At 64.5% G+C, this 19736-nt stretch carries 20 protein-coding genes; 3 read left to right on the top strand and 17 right to left on the bottom strand.

All coding sequences use genetic code 11. The annotated features are described in order from the left end of the window. Nucleotides 1-184 precede the first annotated feature (184 nt). Complete coding sequence (guaA, locus tag R3E77_05205) at nt 185-1780, bottom strand: glutamine-hydrolyzing GMP synthase (GenBank protein ID MEZ5498815.1); 1596 nt, start codon at nt 1778-1780, stop codon at nt 185-187. Then, nucleotides 1777-3243 carry an IMP dehydrogenase gene (gene guaB / locus R3E77_05200; protein ID MEZ5498814.1) on the bottom strand — a complete coding sequence of 489 codons (1467 nt, stop codon included), beginning with the start codon at nt 3241-3243 and terminating at the stop codon, nt 1777-1779. Before guaB ends, guaA begins: the two co-directional genes overlap by 4 nt. 71 nt (nt 3244-3314) lie before the next feature. Here guaB and xseA point away from each other — a divergent pair, with 71 nt between their 5' ends. Continuing rightward, entirely contained in the window at nt 3315-4676 is a 1362-nt protein-coding gene (gene xseA / locus R3E77_05195; protein MEZ5498813.1) for an exodeoxyribonuclease VII large subunit, read from the top strand. Beyond that, nucleotides 4673-5518 (top strand): peptidoglycan DD-metalloendopeptidase family protein, encoded by an 846-nt coding sequence (locus R3E77_05190; protein MEZ5498812.1) that lies wholly within the window; start codon nt 4673-4675, stop codon nt 5516-5518. The genes xseA and R3E77_05190 overlap by 4 nt, the downstream gene beginning before the upstream one ends. Here the strand turns inward: R3E77_05190 and der are convergent. From der to R3E77_05130, 12 genes are all read right to left on the bottom strand, one after another. Then, on the bottom strand, nt 5504-6850 hold the full coding sequence (gene der / locus R3E77_05185; GenBank protein ID MEZ5498811.1) for a ribosome biogenesis GTPase Der: 1347 nt from the start codon (nt 6848-6850) through the stop codon (nt 5504-5506). The genes R3E77_05190 and der overlap by 15 nt on opposite strands. A 16-nt stretch (nt 6851-6866) precedes the next feature. Beyond that, nucleotides 6867-8012, bottom strand: a complete 1146-nt coding sequence (bamB, locus tag R3E77_05180; protein MEZ5498810.1) for an outer membrane protein assembly factor BamB — start codon at nt 8010-8012, stop codon at nt 6867-6869. Nucleotides 8013-8016: 4 nt separating this feature from the next. Next, the gene (locus tag R3E77_05175) at nt 8017-8676 is read right to left on the bottom strand and encodes a tetratricopeptide repeat protein (GenBank protein ID MEZ5498809.1); all 660 of its coding nucleotides are present in this window, start codon (nt 8674-8676) and stop codon (nt 8017-8019) included. 38 nt (nt 8677-8714) lie between these two features. Next, nucleotides 8715-9992: a histidine--tRNA ligase gene (gene hisS / locus R3E77_05170; GenBank protein MEZ5498808.1), complete on the bottom strand. Its 1278-nt coding sequence runs from the start codon at nt 9990-9992 to the stop codon at nt 8715-8717. Nucleotides 9993-9999: 7 nt separating this feature from the next. Then, on the bottom strand, nt 10000-10404 hold the full coding sequence (locus tag R3E77_05165) for a helix-turn-helix transcriptional regulator (protein MEZ5498807.1): 405 nt from the start codon (nt 10402-10404) through the stop codon (nt 10000-10002). Between the two features lie 12 nt (nt 10405-10416). Next, on the bottom strand, nt 10417-11190 hold the full coding sequence (gene pilW / locus R3E77_05160) for a type IV pilus biogenesis/stability protein PilW (GenBank protein MEZ5498806.1): 774 nt from the start codon (nt 11188-11190) through the stop codon (nt 10417-10419). Then, on the bottom strand, nt 11187-12311 hold the full coding sequence (gene rlmN / locus R3E77_05155; GenBank protein MEZ5498805.1) for a 23S rRNA (adenine(2503)-C(2))-methyltransferase RlmN: 1125 nt from the start codon (nt 12309-12311) through the stop codon (nt 11187-11189). The genes pilW and rlmN overlap by 4 nt, the downstream gene beginning before the upstream one ends. Before the next feature lie 27 nt (nt 12312-12338). Next, nucleotides 12339-12767, bottom strand: coding sequence for a nucleoside-diphosphate kinase (ndk, locus tag R3E77_05150; protein ID MEZ5498804.1), 429 nt, complete (start codon nt 12765-12767; stop codon nt 12339-12341). A gap of 165 nt (nt 12768-12932) precedes the next feature. After that, nucleotides 12933-13256 carry an iron-sulfur cluster assembly protein IscA gene (iscA, locus tag R3E77_05145; protein MEZ5498803.1) on the bottom strand — a complete coding sequence of 108 codons (324 nt, stop codon included), beginning with the start codon at nt 13254-13256 and terminating at the stop codon, nt 12933-12935. A 5-nt stretch (nt 13257-13261) separates the two neighbouring features. Next, entirely contained in the window at nt 13262-13663 is a 402-nt protein-coding gene (locus R3E77_05140; protein MEZ5498802.1) for an iron-sulfur cluster assembly scaffold protein, read from the bottom strand. Beyond that, a complete protein-coding gene (locus R3E77_05135) occupies nt 13660-14817 on the bottom strand; it encodes an aminotransferase class V-fold PLP-dependent enzyme (GenBank protein ID MEZ5498801.1) in 1158 nt (385 codons plus the stop codon). The genes R3E77_05140 and R3E77_05135 overlap by 4 nt, the downstream gene beginning before the upstream one ends. Next, the gene (locus R3E77_05130) at nt 14814-15566 is read right to left on the bottom strand and encodes an RNA methyltransferase (protein MEZ5498800.1); all 753 of its coding nucleotides are present in this window, start codon (nt 15564-15566) and stop codon (nt 14814-14816) included. The genes R3E77_05135 and R3E77_05130 overlap by 4 nt, the downstream gene beginning before the upstream one ends. Nucleotides 15567-15608: 42 nt before the next feature. Between R3E77_05130 and R3E77_05125 the strand changes: the two genes are divergently transcribed. Then, nucleotides 15609-16403, top strand: coding sequence for an inositol monophosphatase family protein (locus tag R3E77_05125; protein ID MEZ5498799.1), 795 nt, complete (start codon nt 15609-15611; stop codon nt 16401-16403). A 7-nt stretch (nt 16404-16410) separates the two neighbouring features. On the opposite strand, the gene R3E77_05120 is transcribed toward R3E77_05125, so the two are convergent. The 3 genes from R3E77_05120 to secF form a co-directional block, all read right to left on the bottom strand. Continuing rightward, nucleotides 16411-17925 (bottom strand): amino acid permease, encoded by a 1515-nt coding sequence (locus R3E77_05120; GenBank protein MEZ5498798.1) that lies wholly within the window; start codon nt 17923-17925, stop codon nt 16411-16413. 103 nt (nt 17926-18028) lie between these two features. Beyond that, nucleotides 18029-18781, bottom strand: coding sequence for a TerC family protein (locus R3E77_05115; protein MEZ5498797.1), 753 nt, complete (start codon nt 18779-18781; stop codon nt 18029-18031). Nucleotides 18782-18811: 30 nt separating this feature from the next. Then, nucleotides 18812-19711 carry a protein translocase subunit SecF gene (secF, locus tag R3E77_05110; GenBank protein ID MEZ5498796.1) on the bottom strand — a complete coding sequence of 300 codons (900 nt, stop codon included), beginning with the start codon at nt 19709-19711 and terminating at the stop codon, nt 18812-18814. Nucleotides 19712-19736 lie beyond the last annotated feature (25 nt).

Below are 19736 nucleotides of genomic sequence, written 5' to 3'. Positions count from 1 at the left end.
CCGTCCTCCGATTGGGACGCGGATTCTAGGGCTCGGACGCCAATGCACCAGAACCCAGTTTTACCGTCAGAGTGTCCCGCTTGGCGCCGATAGATGGCGATAGGTCCAGAAAGGTTATCTATTATTATTCAGTAACTTAGGTTCGCATTTCGTGGGTCACGGATAGACCGCGAAAGGCACCTAATCACTCCCACTCGATCGTCGCCGGCGGCTTCCCGGAGATGTCATAGACCACGCGCGAGATGCCGGCGATCTCGTTGACGATACGCCGCGAGACGTGGTCGAGGAAATCATAGGGCAGATGCGCCCAGCGCGCAGTCATGAAGTCGATGGTCTCGACCGCGCGCAGTGCGATGACGTGCTCATAGCGCCGGCCGTCGCCGGTGACACCCACCGACTTCACGGGGAGGAATACCGCGAAGGCCTGACTGGTCTTGTCGTACAGGTCGTGCGCGCGCAGCTCCTCAATGAAGATGTGATCAGCGAGGCGCAACACATCGGCGTAATCGGCACGCACTTCACCCAGGATGCGCACCCCAAGGCCCGGTCCCGGGAACGGATGCCGGTTGATCATCGCGGCAGGCAAACCGAGCTCGAGCCCGATGCGTCGCACCTCGTCCTTGAAAAGCTCCCGCAACGGCTCCACCAGCTTCATGCGCATGTGCGCCGGCAACCCCGCCACATTGTGGTGCGATTTGATCACATGCGCCTTGCCGGTCTTCGCGCCCGCCGATTCGATGACGTCCGGGTAGATCGTCCCCTGCGCGAGGAAGTCGATGCCCTCGAGCTTGCCTGCCTCCTCCTCGAAGACCTCGACGAAGAGCCCACCGATAATCTTGCGCTTGTGCTCCGGGTCGGTGACGCCTGCGAGCGCCGACATGAAGCGCTCCGCCGCGTTGACGCGGATGACCCGCACGCCGAGGTGCTCGGCGAACACCGCCATCACCTGGTCGCCTTCCCTGTGGCGCAGCAGGCCATGGTCAACGAACACGCAGGTGAGTTGCGCGCCGATGGCACGATGCAATAGCGCGGCCACCACCGAAGAATCGACACCGCCCGAGAGTCCGAGCAGCACGCGACCCTTCCCGACGACATCGCACACCCGCGCGATGGCATCATCGATGATGCTGCCTGCCGTCCACAGCGCGCGGCAGCCCGCGATCTCGCGCACGAAATGCTCGAGGATGCCGCGGCCCTGCAAGGTGTGCGTGACTTCCGGGTGGAACTGCACGCCATAGTAGCGGCGACGTTCATCGGCCATGGCGGCGATGGGCGCATTACGCGATGAACCCGTAACCGTGAATCCGTCGGGCAGCGTCTCAACCCGATCGCCGTGGCTCATCCAGACGTCGAGCACCGCACGGCCGTCGGTGTCGCGCCGGTCGGAAAGGCCGGTCAGCAGGCGATCGCTGCCGACTACCGTCACCTCGGCATAACCGAACTCGCGATGATCCGAGCCCTGCACGCGCCCGCCCAGCTGCTGCGCCATGGTCTGCATGCCGTAGCAGATGCCAAGGAGCGGCACGCCGACATCGAACGCCGCCTGAGGCGCGCGCGGCGGTTCGGTCGCGGTCACGGACTCGGGACCACCCGAGAGCACGATGCCGCGCGGCGCGAAGGCGCGCAGGGCCGCATCGTCCATGTCCCAGGGATGAATCTCGCAGTAGACGCCGAGCTCGCGCACCCGACGCGCGATCAATTGCGTGTACTGGGCGCCGAAGTCCAGTATCAGTATGCGATCGTCATGGATGTTCGCGTGGGGCGACGCTGGGCGGCTCATGAGACGCGATAGTTCGGCGCTTCCTTGGTAATGGTCACGTCGTGCACGTGGCTCTCGCGCACACCCGCCGTGGTGATGCGCACGAACTGCGGACGGGTGCGCATCTCCTCGATGCTGGAACTGCCGGTATAACCCATCGCCGCGCGCAGACCGCCCGTCAGCTGATGCAGGATGGCAACCAGGCTGCCTTTGTAGGGCACGCGGCCCTCGATACCTTCAGGAACCAGCTTCTCGAGTTCGGTGGTCGTATCCTGGAAGTAGCGATCGCTCGAACCGTGCCGCTCAGCCATTGCACCCAGCGATCCCATGCCGCGATAAGACTTGTACGAGGCACCCTGGTAGAGCTCGACTTCGCCGGGCGATTCCTCGGTGCCGGCGAACAACCCACCGATCATGACGGCATGGGCGCCGGCGACCAATGCCTTGGCGATGTCGCCCGAATAACGGATGCCGCCATCGGCGATGAGCGGCAGGCCGCGCCTGGCGAGTGTCTCCGCGACGGTGGCCACCGCAGAAATCTGCGGCACGCCGACGCCGGCAACGATCCGCGTCGTGCAGATCGAACCCGGGCCGATGCCGACCTTGACGCCATCGGCCCCCGCATCCGCGAGCGCGAGCGCGGCATCCGCCGTGACGATGTTGCCGCCCACTACATCGACATCGGCAAATCGTTTCTTGATGGCCTCGACCGTGCGCAGCACGCCAAGCGAATGGCCATGCGATGTGTCGACCACTACGATATCGACGCCCGCTTCCACGAGCGCCGCTACCCGATCAATCGTGTCGGGCGAAGTGCCGACCGCCGCTCCGACCCGCAGTCGCCCGCTCGCATCCTTGCAGGCATTAGGGCGATCGCTCGCCTTCTGGATGTCCTTGACCGTGATCAACCCGCGCAGCTCGCCGCGATCGCCCACGACCAGGACCTTCTCGATGCGGTGCTTATGGAGCAAAGCCTGTACTTCGTTGCGCGGCGCATTCTCGCGCACCGTCACCAGTCGCTCCTTCGGCGTCATGATGCGCGAGACGGGTTCGTCGAGCTTCTCGACGAAACGCAGGTCGCGATGGGTGACGATGCCGACGACCTTGCCGTCCTGCACGACCGGCACGCCGGAGATGCCGTGGGCGCGGGTGAGCGAGAGCACTTCGCGCACGGTGAGGTCGGGCTTGACCGTGATGGGATTCTGGATGACGCCGCTCTCGAATTTCTTGACCGTCGAAACCTCGGCGGCCTGGTCGGCAATGGACATGCTCTTGTGCACGATGCCGATGCCACCCTCCTGGGCGATGGCGATGGCGAGACGCGCTTCTGTGACCGTATCCATGGCCGCCGACATGATCGGCAGGTTGAGGCGGATGCGGCGGGTTACCTGCGTGGAGAGGTCGACCTCGCGCGGCAGGACCTCCGAGTAGGCTGGAACCAACAGGACGTCGTCGAAGGTCAGTGCTTCTTCGAGAATTCGCATGCGGCAGGGAATGTCCAGGAGAATTGGACGGCGCATTCTACGCACTCGGCCAGCAAGGGTAAACTGTTTCGATGTCATCCCCCGACACTCCGCCCGGCACGGCCCGGGAACGCGATATCTATACCGTCGGGCGGCTCAACCGCGAGGTCCGGCTGCTGCTGGAGGGCGGCCTGCCGGTGCTCTGGGTCGAGGGGGAGATTTCGAACCTCGCCCGCCCTGCGTCCGGCCATTGGTATTTCACACTGAAGGACCGGGACGCCCAGGTCCGTTGCGCCATGTTCCGCAATCGCAACGGCGCCGTACGCTTTGCGCCGGGTGATGGCCTGACCGTGCTCGCCCGTGGCCGCGTCGGTCTTTACGAGCCGCGCGGCGATTACCAATTCATCGTCGACGTACTCGAGGAATCCGGTGAAGGCGCGCTGCGCCGCGAATTCGAGGAACTGAAGCGAAAACTTGCTGCCGAAGGACTGTTCGCGAGCGAACGTAAACGACCGCTGCCGCCGATACCGCAACGGGTCGGCATCATCACCTCGCCGAGCGGCGCTGCCGTACGCGATATCATCAAGGTACTGAGACAGCGCTTCCCGCCAGTGCGGATCATCGTCTATCCCGCGCAGGTCCAGGGCAGGACGGCGGCTCCGCGGCTCGTGCAGGCGCTGCGCACAGCCAACCAACGCGCAGAATGCGATGTGCTCATTCTGGCGCGCGGCGGTGGCTCGCTCGAGGACCTGTGGGCGTTCAATGACGAGACCCTGGCGAGGGCCATCGCCGCGTCTGAGATTCCGGTGGTGAGTGCCGTCGGCCATGAAACCGACGTCACCATCGCCGATTTCGTCGCCGACCTTCGCGCCGCAACGCCGTCGGCCGCGGCCCTGCAGGTCGTGCCGGATGCAGAGGTCTACCTTGCCGCGCTGCAGCGAACGCTCGGCCGGTTGATCATTGGCATGCGCCGCGCCCTCGGCGATGCACGGCACCGCTTGCATGCCGCGACCTTGCAGCTTGGCAGGGCCCACCCGGGCCAACGGCTTCAATACCTCGCCCAGCGCCTCGATGAACTCGAAATGCGCATGGCGCACAGCATGCGCCATGTCATCCTGGTCAGGCGCACACGATGGAGCGAAGCGCGGTCGGCACTGCTGCGGCTGTCGCCGGAACGCCGGGTGCAGCAACTCTCGATGACCGTTGCGGCACTCGGGCGGCGCCTCGACGTCGCGGCACGGACGCGCCTCGATTCGGCCGCTCAGCGCCTGCGCGCAGCCAGCGCAACGCTGCAGGCCGTCAGCCCTCTTGCCACCCTCGATCGAGGATTTGCCATCGTGACCCGGGGCGACAACGGCCGCATCCTGCGCAACGCCGACGAACTGACGGACGGCGATACCATCAAGGCGCGGCTTGCCAAGGGCGAATTGCATGCGAAAGTGACCAAACCATGACATACGGATACCGATTGATTGCAGTACTGCTTTTCTGCGGTCATGCGGCCGACGTGACGCTGGCCGCCGATGTCGCCGCCGCGCCGCAATTGCCGCAATTGCGCAGCGTGCCGGGCGGTATCACGCTCATCGACACGGGCGTGCCCATCACGTCGCAGGCGAGCGCACGATTCGACGACCATGAAGTCATGCTGTTGCGCGGCGCCGAGAACTGGCAAGCCCTCGTGGGCATTGCACTCGCGCAGCCCGTTGGCAAAGCGGCTCTCGAAGTCGAAACTGCCGGGGCGCCGGCGAGGACGGTGCAATTCGACGTCGCCGACCACAGCTACGCCGTGCAGAAGCTCAAGGTGCCAGCGCGACAGGTGAACCTCTCGGCCGATGACGAAGCGCGCGCAAGCAGGGAGCGCGCGGTGATCGTCGCGGCGCTCGGCGAATTCACCGCCACCGCACCGACGACGCTGCGGCTCGCAGCGCCGGTCACTGGCCCTCGATCGAGTTCATTCGGGCTGCGGCGCATGTTCAACGGACAGGCGCGCAGCCCCCATAGTGGTATGGATATCGCCGCACCAGCCGGCACGCCGATCGCCGTCGCCGCGGATGGCACGGTGAGCAACACGGGCGATTATTTCTTCAACGGCAATACGGTCATCGTTGATCATGGCCAGGGGCTGGTCACGATCTACTGCCACCTGAGCCGCATCGACGTCACGCCGGGCACTAAACTCGAGCGCGGTGCGCAACTCGGTCTCGTCGGCGCAACCGGCCGTGTGACCGGCGCGCACCTGCATTTCGGTGTCGCGCTGAATGGCGTGATGGTCGACCCGGCGCTATGGCTTCCCTGATCGGCGACCTCCGCGGGCCGCATAGGGGTTTTCGTCGCTGCGAAAATCCATGAACACCGGCGTGGCATACAGGTCGAAGTGCTCACGGAAGCGATTCGCCAGATAGCGCTGGTAAGCTGCGGGGACCGCGCGCGTCTGGCCACCGTGCACGACGATGCGCGGCGGATTCCTGCCACCCTGGTGGGCATAGCGCAGTTTGATGCGCCGACCACGCACGAGTGGTGGCTGGTGCGCCGCGATGGCCGCCTCGAGCACGCGGGTGAGCTCGGGCGTCGGCATGGCGCGCATTGCGGATTGGTAGGCGCGAACCACGGATTCCGCCAGTTCGCCAACACCTGTGCCGTGACGCGCTGAAATGAAATGCACCGGCGCATAAGGGACGAAATCGAGCCGCAGCTGCAGCTGGTTGCGGATCTCGTCGCGCTGCTCCGCCGCGATGCCGTCCCATTTGTTCACGGCGATGAGCAGCGCACGACCCTCGTCGAGCGCCATGCCCAGAATGCTCGCATCCTGCTCGGCGACGACCTCGTGGGCATCGATCATGACGATGACAACGTGCGCCGATGCCATCGCCTGCAGTGCTCGGGCGACACTGAATTGCTCGACACCCTCGTCGATTCGGCCACGGCGGCGCATGCCAGCCGTATCGATCAACTCGAAGCGCTGGCCGTCGCGCTCGAATGGCACATGGATGCTGTCGCGGGTCGTACCGGGCTCGTCGGCTGCGATCACGCGTTCATCGCCAACCAACCGATTGACCAGGGTCGATTTGCCGACATTGGGACGACCGACGATGGCCACACGGATGATGCCATCCGCTTCCTCCTCCGGCGCGGACGCGGATTCGCAGCCAGCGAGCGCCGCCTGCAGCAGCTCATCGACGCCCGAGCCATGTGCGGCGGCGATTGCGACGGGTTCGCCGAGTCCCAGCGCATGGAATTCAGCGGTAACGATCGCCTCGTCACGCCCCTCGCATTTATTGACCGCGACGGTCACGGGCTTGCCGGCGCGTCGCAGCGAGGCGGCGATGCTCTCATCGGCCGTGGTGAGGCCGTCGCGCGCATCGACAATGAAAATGATCCGGTCGGCCTCGGTGATTGCGCGCTCTGCCTGGCGCTGCATCTGTGTCTCGACGGTGCCGGCAGCCTCGGTCAGCCCACCGGTGTCGATGACGATGCACGGCAGATCGCCGATACGGCAACGACCGTACTGCCGGTCGCGCGTGACGCCGGGCTCATCAGCGACTATGGCAGCGCGACTGGCGGTCAGCCGATTGAACAGCGTCGACTTGCCGACATTGGGGCGACCGACGAGCGCGATGACAGGCAACATGGCATTGGTGAGGCGATCAGGGCGCTTGCGGTCGGGGCGCGCGCAAGGCGAGCAGACGTCCGCTTTCGGTGCGAACGATCAGCAGATCGCCGCGGAACACCGGCCGCCCGCTCACTTCCGAGCCAAGGCCGTAGCGGGACAGGAATTCGCCCGTCTGCGGATCGAGCCAGTGCAGATAACCCTCGAAATCTCCAACCACGACGTAGCCCGCGCCAGCCGCCGGTGTCGACAGGCGCCGCCTTGCCAGCGATTCCTGCCGCCACTGCGATGCGCCGGTGCGACGGGATAGCGCCTCGACGGCGCCGTCCGTCGTCGCGACATAGGCGTTGTTGTCGTCAAGCGCAACGCCTCGGTAGCTCGACATTTCCTTCGACCACCAGATCTGTCCCGTGTCCCGCTGCAGCATCGCGACGCGACCCTGGAATCCGACGGTAAATACGTCATCGCCCGCAACGGCGACCGCAGTGTCGATGTCGACCAGTCGCTCGAGTTCGCTGCGGCCCTGCGGCGGCGAGACCGTCGTGTCCCAGATCGGTGCGCCATCACCGCGGGCATAGGCCGCGACGCGCCCATTGTCGAACGCGGCGACGACGAGGTCGCCATCGAGCACCGGTGCGGCATCGCCGCGCAATGACAGGCGCGGCACTTGCTGCGAGGCCTGCCACAGCTCCGAACCGTCACCCACATTGAGCGCAAAAAGGTCGCCGGCGACAGTGCGCACGAAAACAGCCTGGGCACCGACCGCGGGTGCGGCAATGACCTCACCATTGAGCCGTGTGCGCCACTTTTCGGCGCCCGTGTCCGATGCCAGGGCGACGATTTCGCCGTCGGCGCTGCCGACCACGACCAGCTGCGCACTCGCGCCGGTCGCACCGGTAATGCGGTGACCGACCTTGCTGCGCCACAATTGCCGGCCCGTGTCGGCATTGAGCGCGAGCACATCGCCATCGTAACCGGCAACGAACAGCTGATCATCGACGATCGCGAAACCGAGATTGAGCCGCAGCTCGCGCTCGGCACCGCTGACGCGTGCCTCGTACACGCGCTCAACGCGCACGAGCGGTTTGAAATCGACCAGTTCGGCGGGCGGTGTGACGTCCTTGTCCTTCGAGCAGGCGGCCAGCAACAGGGCCAGCGCTACGAGCGGCAGTGAGTTGCGCATGGTGTCAGCCCGCATCCGCGGCCGGCGTAGCCGGTGCATCCGGTGCACCCGTGGCGAGATCGGCGATTTTCAGATCGAGTATTTCGGTGTCGATGGCAGCGGCGAGCCCGGTCGAACGCGCCGCCTGATAGGCGGCCAGCGCGCCGCCACGATCGCCCTTGGCGAGAAGCGCATCGCCGCGCGCTTCGTCGAACTGCGCCTTGAAGGCGCCGGGCTCGACGGCCTGCAGCGTCGTGAGCGCCGCGTCCGCCTTGCCATCGGCCGTTTGCGTCTTGGCAAGACGCACACGCGCGACGAGTGCCATCACCGGATCGGTTTTCGATTCGGCGACCAGCGCCAGAAGTTCGCTGGCCGGTCCGTATTCGCGCTTGTCGATGTGCGCCCGCGCCAGCACCAGTCGCCCCTGATCCACGTAGGGCGATTGCGGGTAGGCTTTTTCGAGTGCCGTCAGCGTGGTGAGCGCCTTGGCGTTGTCACCGGAGCCAAGTGCGTCGATGATCTGCCCGTACTCGTTGCTTGCATTCAGCGCCTGCTGGTCCTGGTGCTCCTGCCAATAGCGCCAGCCGAAGACCACGCCGAGACCCAGCACGATGCCGACGAGCAGAAACGTCGCGTTCTCGCGCAACCAGCGTTTGACGCTCTCCCATTGTTCCTGCTCATTCATGTACTCGTCCAAGGTCGTCCCCTTTTAACTTTGTCGATTCACAGATGCGCGTCGATTGCGCCAGGCAGCTCGGCCGGCCGCAGTTCGAGTTGCTCGCCCTGCTGGCCGCCCGCCAGCACCTTCAGACCCACCACGTCGCGCTCGAGTTCACGATCGCCGAGAATCAGGGCTACGCGGGCGCCCATTTTAGCGGCGCGGCGGAATTGCGCCTTGAAATTGCCGCCGCCGAGATTGACCTGCACCTGCCAACCGGGCCGCTCGGTGCGCAGGTGTTCCGCCAGGCGCATGGCCCGCGACAAGGCTCGATCGCCCTCGGCAATGACGTAGACATCGGGCGCCGGAACGGGGGCGGCCGCACCGCAGTGCTGCATCAGCGAGACGATGCGCTCGAGTCCCATGGCAAAACCAATTGCCGGGGTCGGCTCGCCGCCCAGCACCTGGATGAGACCGTCATAGCGGCCGCCCGAGCAAATGGCGTCCTGAGCACCGAGCGCCGTGGTTGTCCACTCGAACACCGTTCGCGAGTAATAGTCGAGCCCGCGGACCAGACGCGGATTGACAGTGAAGGCAACGCCGGCATCACCGAGCAGCCCTTGCAGGGTCCCGAAGTGCTCGGCCGACTCGCCATCGAGGTGATCCGACAGCGACGGCGCGGCAGCGATGATCTTCTGCAGGTCGGGGTTCTTGCTGTCGAGGATGCGCAGCGGGTTGCCATCAAGGCGCCGCCGGCTGTCATCATCGAGCTCTGCGTAATAGCCGCGGAAGTAATCCTGGAGTACGGCACGGTATGCGGCGCGCGCGGATGCGGTACCCAGCGAATTGATCGACAGGCTGACCGGCGCAATTCCCAGCCGGCGCCACAGCGCCGTTCCCAGCAAAATGAGTTCGGCATCGACATCTGGTCCGGCGAAGCCAATGGCCTCGACCGAGACCTGATGAAATTGCCGGTAACGGCCCTTCTGCGGCCGCTCGTGCCGGAACATCGGCCCCGCGCACCAGAGCTTGAGCCGCGCACCGCGCAACATGCCATTGCTGATCACCGCGCGCACGACGCCCGCAGTCGCCTCCGGGCGAAGTGTCAGCTGTTCACCGCCCTGGTCGGTGAAGCTGTACATCTCCTTTTCGACGACATCGGTGTACTCGCCGATCGCACGGCTGAACAGCTGGGTTTGCTCGACTATGGGCACGCGGATCTCGTCGTAGCCATAGCTGTGCAGGAGCGCGCGCACTTCGCCCTCGAGCCTGTGCCATAGCGGCAGGTCCGCGGGCAACTGGTCGTTCATGCCGCGCACCGGCTGCAGGACACGTGAGGTCATGATGCGATCACTTCAAAATGCGAAACAGGTACCAGCCCGCCGCAACCGCGGCGATCGCCGCCAGAATCATCCAGCCAATGGCACCGCGCCGCTCGGCACCGGGACGCGCCTGCGCGGGCAACTTGATCTGGTGGGTGACCGCGGAGTAGCCGCCGCCCAGATCGCGTGGCAACAGTTGCTCGAGTTCATCGGCCGGCTCGCCCAGCAGCTCGCAGTAGTGACGCAGATGTCCCCGCACGTAAACCAGTCCGCCCAGACTCGAAAACGCCTCGATTTCGAGTGACTCGAGTATCGCTTCATCGACGTGCAGACGTTCCGCGGCCGCGGCGCGATCGAAACCCTGGCGTTCGCGCGCTGCACGCAGGCGCTCGCCAATGCCGGTCATCGCGGGTTCTGCGTCGAACTCAGCCACCCGATCGACCCGTCAGCCGCCCTTGCCGGGACTGGTTGCAAGCGCGCGGGCCTGCGCGGAGTCTGGAAATTCGAGGCGCAGCTGACGCGAGTACTTGATCTCGCTGATCTTGTCCTGCTGCCGACGCGCGATTTCGACGCCGAGGTACAAAAGTTCGGGCGTCGGCCGGAACGAACCCAGAAAACGCTGCACCTCGCTGGCCGCATCGGCGCTGCGGTTCTGCGCAAGCAACCACGAACCGAGCTGCAACTCCGCTTCGGCATGATTGGGGCGCAATTGCAGTGCCTGGCGCAGGTACTGCTCGATCTGCGGTGACGTGGACTTTGCGTCCCGCAGGCAGACGGCAGCGTTCGTATAGGCAACCCATGGCGTGCTGTACAGGCGGTTCTGTGCGGAGGCAAGGAAACGCTTGACGCCCTCGTCGGCGCGCTGCGTCCGGCACAGAAAAACCGCGTAGTTGTTGTTGATCTCCGGATCGTTCGGCGCGAGCCGCATGGCGCTTGCATGCGCTTTTTCGGCATCGCGCAGGTGGCCAAGACGTTCGGCCAGGAGGGCGCGCGCGCTATAGAGGTTCGGGTCGCGTGGATTCTGCTTCAGGGAACGATCGAGCTTGTCCTTGGCCAGCGCGAGATTGCCTTGCTGCAAGTACGTGACGCCGAGCTGCAGGTTGTAGCGCGCGGCGTTTTCGCGACTCTTGTTGGCTTGACTCTGTGTGCCGCCACCTGATGCACAGGCCGCAACCGTCAGCACGGCCATGACCAGGCAGGCACGTCGAAAATGCGTCATTGACCGATCGCTCCTTGTAGCTTCTCGCCGAGCCGTGCACGCACCCGGTCCCTCACCTGCCCTGCCAATTGGCCGCAGGCCGCGCTGATTTCCGCGCCGCGCGTGCGGCGGATGGTTGCGACTATGCCAGCATCGAGCAATACCTGCTGGAATTGCCGAATCGCCGCATCGCTCGAGCGGCGATAGCGCGTGCCGGCAAAGCTATTGAAAGGGATCAGGTTGATCTTGGCCGGATGGCCCGCGAGGAGCCGCGCCAGCGCCCGGGCCTGGGCCGGCGAATCGTTGACGGCATCCAGCATGACATACTCGAAAGTCACACTGCGGCCGTTCTGTTCATCCAGGTAATGCCAGCAGGCCGCGAGCAGCTCGTCGATTGGATGCTTGCGGTTGATCGGCACGAGCTGGTCGCGTAATTGATCATCCGGCGCGTGCAGCGAGACCGCCAGCGCGCAATTGACCTCGTTCGCGAGACGGTAGATCTGCGGCACCAGACCGGAAGTGGACAAGGTGACACGTCGCCGCGAGATGTCGAATCCGAAATCATCCATCATGATGCGCACCGCCGTCACGACATTGCGGAAGTTGGCGAGCGGCTCGCCCATCCCCATCAAGACGACGTTGGTCACTGGCCGTTGTCCGCAATCGCGCGCGATGAGTTCGCGATTGGCGAGCCAGAGCTGGCCGACGATTTCCGCCGCAGCGAGGTTGCGATTGAAACCCTGCTGTGCGGTCGCACAGAAGCTGCAATCGAGGGCGCAGCCGACTTGCGATGAAATGCAAAGCGTGCCGCGGTCTGGCTCGGGGATATAGACCATTTCGAAGGCCTGGCTTGCATCGGCGCGCAGCAGCCACTTGACCGTGCCATCGTCTGCGAGCTGGCGCGTGAGCACCTCGGGCGCGCGCACTTCAGCCATCGTGGCCATCTGCTCACGAAAACCCTTCGCGAGATCCGTCATGTTGGCAAGCGATGATTCGCCGCGGCGGTAGATCCATGCCATCAATTGGCGCGCCCGAAAGGGTCGACTGCCTTGCGCCACGACGAACTGCTCGAGCGCATTGCGATCGAGGCCAAGCAGGTTGACCGGCGCAGCAGGCTGGGCGACTTGCGGGACGGCTGACATGGCTGCGTAGCGGCGGGCAGTGTTCGCTCAGCCGCGCGGACACAACTCCGTGCCGCGGAAGAAATAAGCGATTTCTCGCGCCGCGGTATCGGGTGCATCCGAGCCATGCACGGTATTGGCCTCGATGCTCTGCGCCAGATCGGCACGTATGGTGCCGGGCGATGCCTTCTTCGGATCGGTCGCGCCCATGATTTCGCGATTCTGCGCAATGGCGTTCTCGCCTTCGAGCACCTGGACCACCACCGGCCCGGAAGTCATGTAGCGCACCAGATCCGCGAAGAATGGTCGCTCGCGATGCACGGCGTAGAATCCTTCGGCCTCGGACTGCGACAGATGCATCATGCGCGCAGCAACGATCCGCAGTCCCGCCTTTTCGAAGCGCGAATACACCTGGCCGATCAGGTTACGGGCTACGCCGTCGGGTTTGACAATGGACAGGGTGCGCTCGAGCGCCATGCGGAACTCCTTCGAAATCCTGGTCGGTGAAAAAGAATGTGCCCTGTGCGCTTGAACTCCGCCAGGGCATATTTACAAGCCATTGATTTTAGCTGGAATCCGGCGCCGCGCCAACGACTTGCGCCAGGCCACGCGGCCGCATCCCCGGGGCCCGTCCGGCGAATGTCAGACGTTGAAGCTCTCGCCGCAACCGCACTCCCCGGTCACGTTGGGATTATTGAAGCGAAATGCCTCGTTGAGGCCTTGTTTGACGAAATCCACGGTCGTGCCGTCGATCAGTTTCAGGCTGTCCGGGTCGACGAAAATCTGCACACCGCGGTCTTCGAATACAAGGTCGTCCGTCTCGGGCGCATCGGCATAATTCACCACATAGGCGAATCCCGAGCAGCCGGTCTTGCGCACGCCGATTCGAAGGCCGATGCCATGACCACGCTGGGCGAGGAAATGCCGCACCCGGGTCGCTGCTGATTCCGTCAGTGCAATTGCCATAATGTCTATTTTACCCGATGAACTCCGAGCTGCGCGGCGATCGACCGCAGTGCATCTTCGACCAGCAGCAGCTCGCCGAGTTTCTCCCGCGGCACGCAGAGCGCTGCGGCCCACTCGGCGGGTGCAGAAGGCTGCAGATCCGCAATCGGCCGCCCGTCGAGCTGAGCGCACAACCAGTCGCAGGTTGCCACAGTATGCGGACAAGCGAAGCTTCTAAACCGTGCAGCCGTCACGTGCCCGGCATCGTGCCGGACCTGCAGGCGCACCCAGCATTCCCCCGTGATGCGGCCGGCCTCGCCCGTGACGACAGCGCCCTCGCCCGGCGGCAGATCGCCCGCATGCGGCGAATGGATGAAATGGTCCCAGGCGAGCGCGCAGAGCGGGCTTGCGGCCTGCGGTGGCCTCATGGGCCGATGACGCGCAGTCGCCGCACGGCGGCCACGATGTGGCCGGCGGCGCTGTCCACGTCCGCCGCGGTCGTATACCGGCCGAGTGACAGGCGCAGTGTCGCCTGGGCGAGCCGTGGCGGACGCCCCAGCGCACGCAGCACATAGGAGGGTTCGCCATCGGCCGAGTGGCATGCCGCGCCGGCCGTAACGGCAATGCCCGGCAGGCTTGTGATCAGGCTCTCGCCATGCACCGCTTCGAACGAAACGCTGAGCGTCGCCGGCAGGCAATGTGTCTGCGGCGTATTGCGAACGACGCCTGAGAGCCCTGACAAGCCTTGCCAAAGCCGCTCGCGCAGCCCGCCGAGGCGCTTTGCATCGCCGGCAAGCCGTTCGCCTGCGAGCCGTGCAGCAGCCCCGAGACCGACGATCTGGTGCGTAGGCAAGGTCCCCGAGCGCCAACCGCCCTGGTGCCCGCCGCCGAGGATCAATGGCCGCATGCGGCCGCGCGCGCGGCGGCGCAGGATGAGCGCGCCGACACCTTTTGGCCCGTAGAACTTGTGTGCGGTCAAGGCGAGCAAGTCGATATCGATTGCCGTTACATCCACGGCAAGTTTGCCGACGGATTGCGCGGCATCACTGTGCATCGTCACGCCGGCATCGCGGCAGATCGCCGCCATCGCCGCAATGTCCTGCACCGCACCGGTTTCATTGTTGGCGTGCATGAGGGTCACGAGCACCGTATCGCTACGTATCGCCGCGGCGAGCTGGCCCGCCTCGATGCGCCCCTCGGCTCCCGGCTCGAGCCAGGTCACCTCGAAGCCATCGCGCTCGAGCGAACGCAACGGGTCGATGACTGCCTTGTGCTCCATCCGGCTGCTGATGATGTGCCGGCCGCGGTCGGCGAGCGAATGCGCCACGCCGAAGATCGCCATGTTGTTAGCTTCCGTGGCGCCCGAGGTGAACACCAGTTCGTCGCAATCGCAGTTGAGCAGCTGCGCGAGCTCGTCCCGCGCCTTGCGAACGCGCGCCGCGGCTTCGCGTCCGTAGGCGTGGGTCGTCGCGGCCGCGTTGCCAAACACGCCATTCGCGGTGAGGCAGTCGCACATGGCCGCCGCGACCTCGTCTGCAACCGGCGTGGTCGCGGCATAATCGAGGTAAATCGGTGCGCTCACTCACGCTCTCCCGCGCGCCGACGACGCTGTTGCACCGCGGTCAGGATACCGCGCAGGATGTTGACTTCGTTCTGATCAGGCGCGGCGCGCTGCAACAGGCGTCGAATGCGCGTCATCAGGTGTGTACCGCTCGCCGTGCGATCGCGAAAATCGATTTCCTCCAGCACCGCAGCAAAATGTTCGTACAAACGTTCCATCTCGGCGACCGGCGCAGGCGCGATGGCAGGCGGACTGCTGCCGCCCGACTCGATGACCGCGCGCCGCACTTCGTAGGCAACGAGCAGCACGGCCATGGCGAGGTTCAGCGATTCGTAGCGCGAATCCGCCGGCACGCGCAGCAGGAAATGCGAGCTCGCCAGCTCCTCGTTGGTAAGACCGGTCCGCTCATTGCCAAAGAGCACACAGACTGGCGCGGCAGGCAGGGTCGCGGCGATGCGAAGCGCAGCATCGCGCACGTCGAGCACCTGGTAGTTCTTCTCGCGGGCACGCGAGGTCGTAGCCACCACCAGCCGCGCCTCGCCAATCGCTGCGTGCAGGTCGGTATGCACTTGCGCCGATGCGAGCACGTCGTCGGCCCCCGAGGCCAGCGCGGTCGCCTCCGGATCGGGGAACAGGCGCGGTCGAACCAGCCGCAAGCAGCCGAGTCCCATGTTCTTCATGGCGCGCGCTGCCGAACCGATATTGCCGGGATGGGACGTACCCACCAGCACGATCGCGAGATTTTCGAGTGCATCGGAGCGCATTTGCATGACGTGATATTCTAGCCGCTACCCCCACCGGGCAGTTTCATCGTGGCTCCATTACTCAACATCGCGATTCGCGCCGCGCGGCGCGCCAGCGAAATCATCGTGCGTTCATTGTCGCGGCTCGAGAGCCTCGAGGTCTCTGCCAAGGGTCGCAATGATTTCGTATCGGAGGTGGACAGGCACGCCGAACGCGAGATCATCGCCACCATTCGCAAAGCCTATCCCGACCACGCCTTCCTTGCCGAAGAGAGTGGTGCGAGCGGCGAGTCCGATACTGTCTGGATCATCGATCCGCTCGATGGCACAACGAATTTCCTCCACGGCTTCCCGACGTTCTCGGTTTCGATCGCCTGTCAGCAACGCGGCCAATTGCAACACGCCGTGATCTACGACCCGATGCGACAGGAGTGTTTTACTGCGAGCCGCGGCGTCGGCGCGCAGCTCGAGAACAAGCGCATACGCGTCAGTCAGCAGGCAACCCTGGAAGGCGCCCTGATTGCCACCGGCTTCCCCTACCGCGCCAATGCCGCCTACATGGACAACTACCTTGCGATGTTGCGCGAAGTCATGAGCGCCGCGGCCGGGGTGCGCCGTCCGGGTTCGGCAGCGCTCGATCTCGCCTATGTCGCAGCTGGCCGCGTCGACGGCTTCTGGGAAATCGGCCTCAACGCCTGGGATACGGCCGCAGGCACCCTGCTCATTACCGAAGCAGGCGGTCGCGTTGGCACCCTGGGCGGCGAACCCTACGCGCAGGGCGGCAATATCATCGCAGGCAATCCGCGTGTTTTTGCCGCCCTGGTCGAGGCGCTCGCACCGCACCGCCCCGCCGATCTCGACTAGAACTCACTCAGCTGCCGCCACTTCCCCGCAAGGGGCTGTGGCGATAGCCGTACATCATGTAGACGGCCAGGCCGATCGCGGTCCAAAGCGCGAACCACAGCTGCGTTCGCAACGGCAATGAAAAGAACAGGAAGCCGCAACCCGCGAGTGCAAGCGGTCCGATCACCCAGATCGCCGGCGTGTGGAAGGGGCGTTTGCGCTCGGGCGAACGCACCCGCAACGCCATTACCCCGACCGCGACGGCGAGGAACGCGAACAGGGTTCCGCTGTTGGAAATATCGGCGAGCACACCCACGGGAAAGAACGCTGCGAATACCGTCACCGCAAGTCCGGTGATGATGGTCACGACATGCGGTGTGTGGAACTTCGGATGCACCTGGCTCAGGAATTCGTTGAACGGCAGCAGTTTGTCACGCGCCATCACGAAGAATATGCGCGTCTGCCCGAACAGCATCATCAGGATGACGGACGGCAAGGCAAGGAAGGCAGCCAGGCCGATCAACTGGGAGATTTTCTTCCAGCCGATGAGGTCGAGCACATGGGCGAGGGGTTCGCCGGTACAGCCGAGCTTGTCGGCGTTGGCCGGATTCTCGCAGGCCGCGGCCAGCGCCGCCGTACCGGGTTCGTAGGCAAGTCCCGTTGCAGGATCGGCCACCGGCTGTGCGCCGACCGAACCGATGACGCCGGAAGCGACCAACAGGTAGAAAATCGTGCAGATGGCGAGACTGCCAATGAGGCCGATCGGGACATTGCGTTGCGGATTCTTGGTCTCTTCGGCAGCGGTCGAGACCGCATCGAAACCGACATAGGCGAAGAAGATCGACGCCGCGGCACCCATGACGCCCATGCCGGCGCCGAAAGATGAGCCTTCGGGTCCAAGAAAACCGTTCGGCATGAACGGTTCGAAGTTGTCGGCATTGATGATGGTGATCGTCAGGGCGATGAATACAGTCAATGCGGCGACCTTGATCGAAACCAGCACCGCGTTCACCGTGGCGCTTTCGCGTGTTCCGATGACGAGCAGCGCCGTAACGGCCAATGCGATGAATGCCGCCGGCACGTTCATGATGCCGCCAACATGGGGACCGCGCGTGAGCGCATCGGGTATGTCCCAACCGAAGGTTCGCTCGAGCAACCCGACGCAGTAATTGGACCAACCCACGGATACGGCACTTGCCGCAACCGCATACTCGAGTATGAGCGCCCAGCCGACGACCCAGGCGATCACCTCGCCGAGTACCGCGTATGAATATGTATAGGCGCTGCCCGAGACCGGCACCATCGCAGCGAGCTCTGCGTAGCACAGGGCAGCAACCGCGCAGACGAAGCCTGCGATGATGAACGAGACCAGCATGCCCGGCCCGGCCTTTTGCGCCGCTTCGGAGGTGAGCACGAAAATACCAGTGCCGATGATTGCGCCGACACCCATCATCATCAGCTGGAAGCCGCCGAGCGAACGGTGCAGGGATTTCTTCTCCGCCGTCTGCAGGATTTCATCCAGCGGCTTGATACGAAAATTCATGCTGATCCCCCAGGGAATTCGTATGGTGAGCCGGATTGTATGGACAGCGGCCGCCGGGCGCCAACTTTACTTGTGCTGGCCTCTCCCGGCGCCAGCGCCACGGTCAATCCCCGCCGCGCTCCCGCCGTGTCTCCCGGCGCCGGTCGAGCGCCCGGCGCAGACGGATGTTGACCATTTCGACTCCGACCGAAAACGCCATCGCGAAATACAGGTAGCCCTTCGGTATCGCAACGTCGAAGCTCTCCGCGACCAGCGCGAAGCCCACCAACAGCAGAAACGCCAGCGCCAGCACCTTGATGGTCGGGTGCCGGTCGATGAAGTCGCTCAATGACCCTGCAACCAGCATCATGACGATGATCGCAATGACGATCGCAGCAACCATGATCGGCACCTGGTCGGGCCGTGCGAGCCCAACGGCCGTGAACACCGAATCGAGCGAAAACACGATGTCGATGATGCCGATCTGAAAGACGATCACGAGGAAATTGGCAAAGACCCGGCTCTTGCGCTCGGTCTCGGCGCCCTCCAGGGTCTGGTGAATCTCGCTGACGCTCTTGGCCAAAAGAAACAGCCCGCCGAGCAGCAGGATGAGGTCGCGCCCGGAAATCTCTTGCTCGAAGAGCACGAACCATGGTCGGGTGAGGCGCGTCAGCCAGACGATGGAGAACAGCAGCATGACGCGCGTCAGCATGGCGAACGCGAGCCCGCAGAACCGGGCAAGCGGCCGTCGCTCCGGTGGCAGTCTCCCGACCAGGATCGCGATGAAGATGATGTTGTCGATGCCGAGTACGATCTCGAGCGCCGTGAGCGTAACGAACGCCAACCAGGCAGACGGCTGGCTCAGCAGCTCAAGCATTGCAGCAGGCCGGCCGGGCGGGCGCCGTCATCACGGCATGTCGTCGATAGCGGACTTCTTGGCGGTCGGAAAGAGATGCTCGGCGGTCAGGCCGAAATCGAGCGCGATGGCGCTGGCCACGTAGATCGACGAATAAGTGCCAACCACCATGCCAACCACCAGTGCGGCAGCAAAGCCCGTGAGTGCGGCACCGCCGAAAACGAGAAGCACGATCACCACCAGCAACGTCGTGCCGCTCGTCATGATCGTGCGCGACAAGGTCTGGTTGATGGATTGATCGAGCACCTGTTGCGATGGCGAGCGGCGGTTGCTCTCGAATCGCTCGCGTATCCGGTCGAACACCACGACGGTGTCGTTCAGCGAATAGCCGATAACGGCAAGCACCGCCGCCACGACCGAAAGATCGAAGCTGAGCTGCGTCGCCGAGAATACGCCAAGCACCAGGATCGGGTCGTGCAAGGCAGCGAGAATGGCGCCGACCGACAGTCGCCAGGTATGAAAGCGCAGGGCGACGTAGATGAAGATGAACAGCAGCGTGAACACCAGGGCCAGTAACGCGCTGCTCTGCAGCTCCTTGCCGATCTGCGGTCCGACCACATCGACGCGGCGGATCTCGACTTCCTTGTCGAACGTGCGCAGCACCGACTCGATACCATCGCGTACTTCCTTGCTCGTCTGGTCCTTGAGCGGTGGCAGGCGGATTTCGATGTCGCGCGACGTACCAAACGCGCGCACCTGCGCCTCGGCAAAGCCGCCGCGCGCAAGATCCGCACGCACGGCTTCGAGATCGGGCGCCGACTTGAAAGCCGCCTCGATGACCACGCCGCCGGTGAAGTCGATGCCGAGATTGAGACCGCGCACAGCCAACGACACGAGCGAGCCGATGATCAGGATGGCCGACACGGCGTACCAGATCCGCCGTGTATTCATGAAGGGGAAATTCGTTTGCTTGCGG

It is taken from the genome of Steroidobacteraceae bacterium, from assembly GCA_041395505.1.
Taxonomy (GTDB): Bacteria; Pseudomonadota; Gammaproteobacteria; order Steroidobacterales; family Steroidobacteraceae; genus JAWLAG01.
Note: the sequence above shows the minus strand (reverse complement) of the source record. Positions and strands in the feature narration are given on the sequence as shown.

Bases quoted from the DNA above. Each gene is read 5' to 3' on its own strand.
- ndk (MEZ5498804.1), bottom strand. From the start codon at position 12,767: ATGGCGCTCGAGCGCACCCTGTCCATTGTCAAACCCGACGGCGTAGCC.
- secF (MEZ5498796.1), bottom strand. From the start codon at position 19,711: ATGAATACACGGCGGATCTGGTACGCCGTGTCGGCCATCCTGATCATC.
- bamB (MEZ5498810.1), bottom strand. From the start codon at position 8,012: ATGCGCAACTCACTGCCGCTCGTAGCGCTGGCCCTGTTGCTGGCCGCC.
- R3E77_05190 (MEZ5498812.1), top strand. From the start codon at position 4,673: ATGACATACGGATACCGATTGATTGCAGTACTGCTTTTCTGCGGTCAT.
- rlmN (MEZ5498805.1), bottom strand. From the start codon at position 12,311: ATGTCAGCCGTCCCGCAAGTCGCCCAGCCTGCTGCGCCGGTCAACCTG.
- pilW (MEZ5498806.1), bottom strand. From the start codon at position 11,190: ATGACGCATTTTCGACGTGCCTGCCTGGTCATGGCCGTGCTGACGGTT.
- R3E77_05115 (MEZ5498797.1), bottom strand. From the start codon at position 18,781: ATGCTTGAGCTGCTGAGCCAGCCGTCTGCCTGGTTGGCGTTCGTTACG.
- guaB (MEZ5498814.1), bottom strand. From the start codon at position 3,243: ATGCGAATTCTCGAAGAAGCACTGACCTTCGACGACGTCCTGTTGGTT.
- R3E77_05120 (MEZ5498798.1), bottom strand. From the start codon at position 17,925: ATGAATTTTCGTATCAAGCCGCTGGATGAAATCCTGCAGACGGCGGAG.
- R3E77_05140 (MEZ5498802.1), bottom strand. From the start codon at position 13,663: ATGAGGCCACCGCAGGCCGCAAGCCCGCTCTGCGCGCTCGCCTGGGAC.
- R3E77_05175 (MEZ5498809.1), bottom strand. From the start codon at position 8,676: ATGAATGAGCAGGAACAATGGGAGAGCGTCAAACGCTGGTTGCGCGAG.
- R3E77_05130 (MEZ5498800.1), bottom strand. From the start codon at position 15,566: ATGCAAATGCGCTCCGATGCACTCGAAAATCTCGCGATCGTGCTGGTG.
- iscA (MEZ5498803.1), bottom strand. From the start codon at position 13,256: ATGGCAATTGCACTGACGGAATCAGCAGCGACCCGGGTGCGGCATTTC.
- hisS (MEZ5498808.1), bottom strand. From the start codon at position 9,992: ATGACCTCACGTGTCCTGCAGCCGGTGCGCGGCATGAACGACCAGTTG.
- der (MEZ5498811.1), bottom strand. From the start codon at position 6,850: ATGTTGCCTGTCATCGCGCTCGTCGGTCGCCCCAATGTCGGCAAGTCG.
- guaA (MEZ5498815.1), bottom strand. From the start codon at position 1,780: ATGAGCCGCCCAGCGTCGCCCCACGCGAACATCCATGACGATCGCATA.
- xseA (MEZ5498813.1), top strand. From the start codon at position 3,315: ATGTCATCCCCCGACACTCCGCCCGGCACGGCCCGGGAACGCGATATC.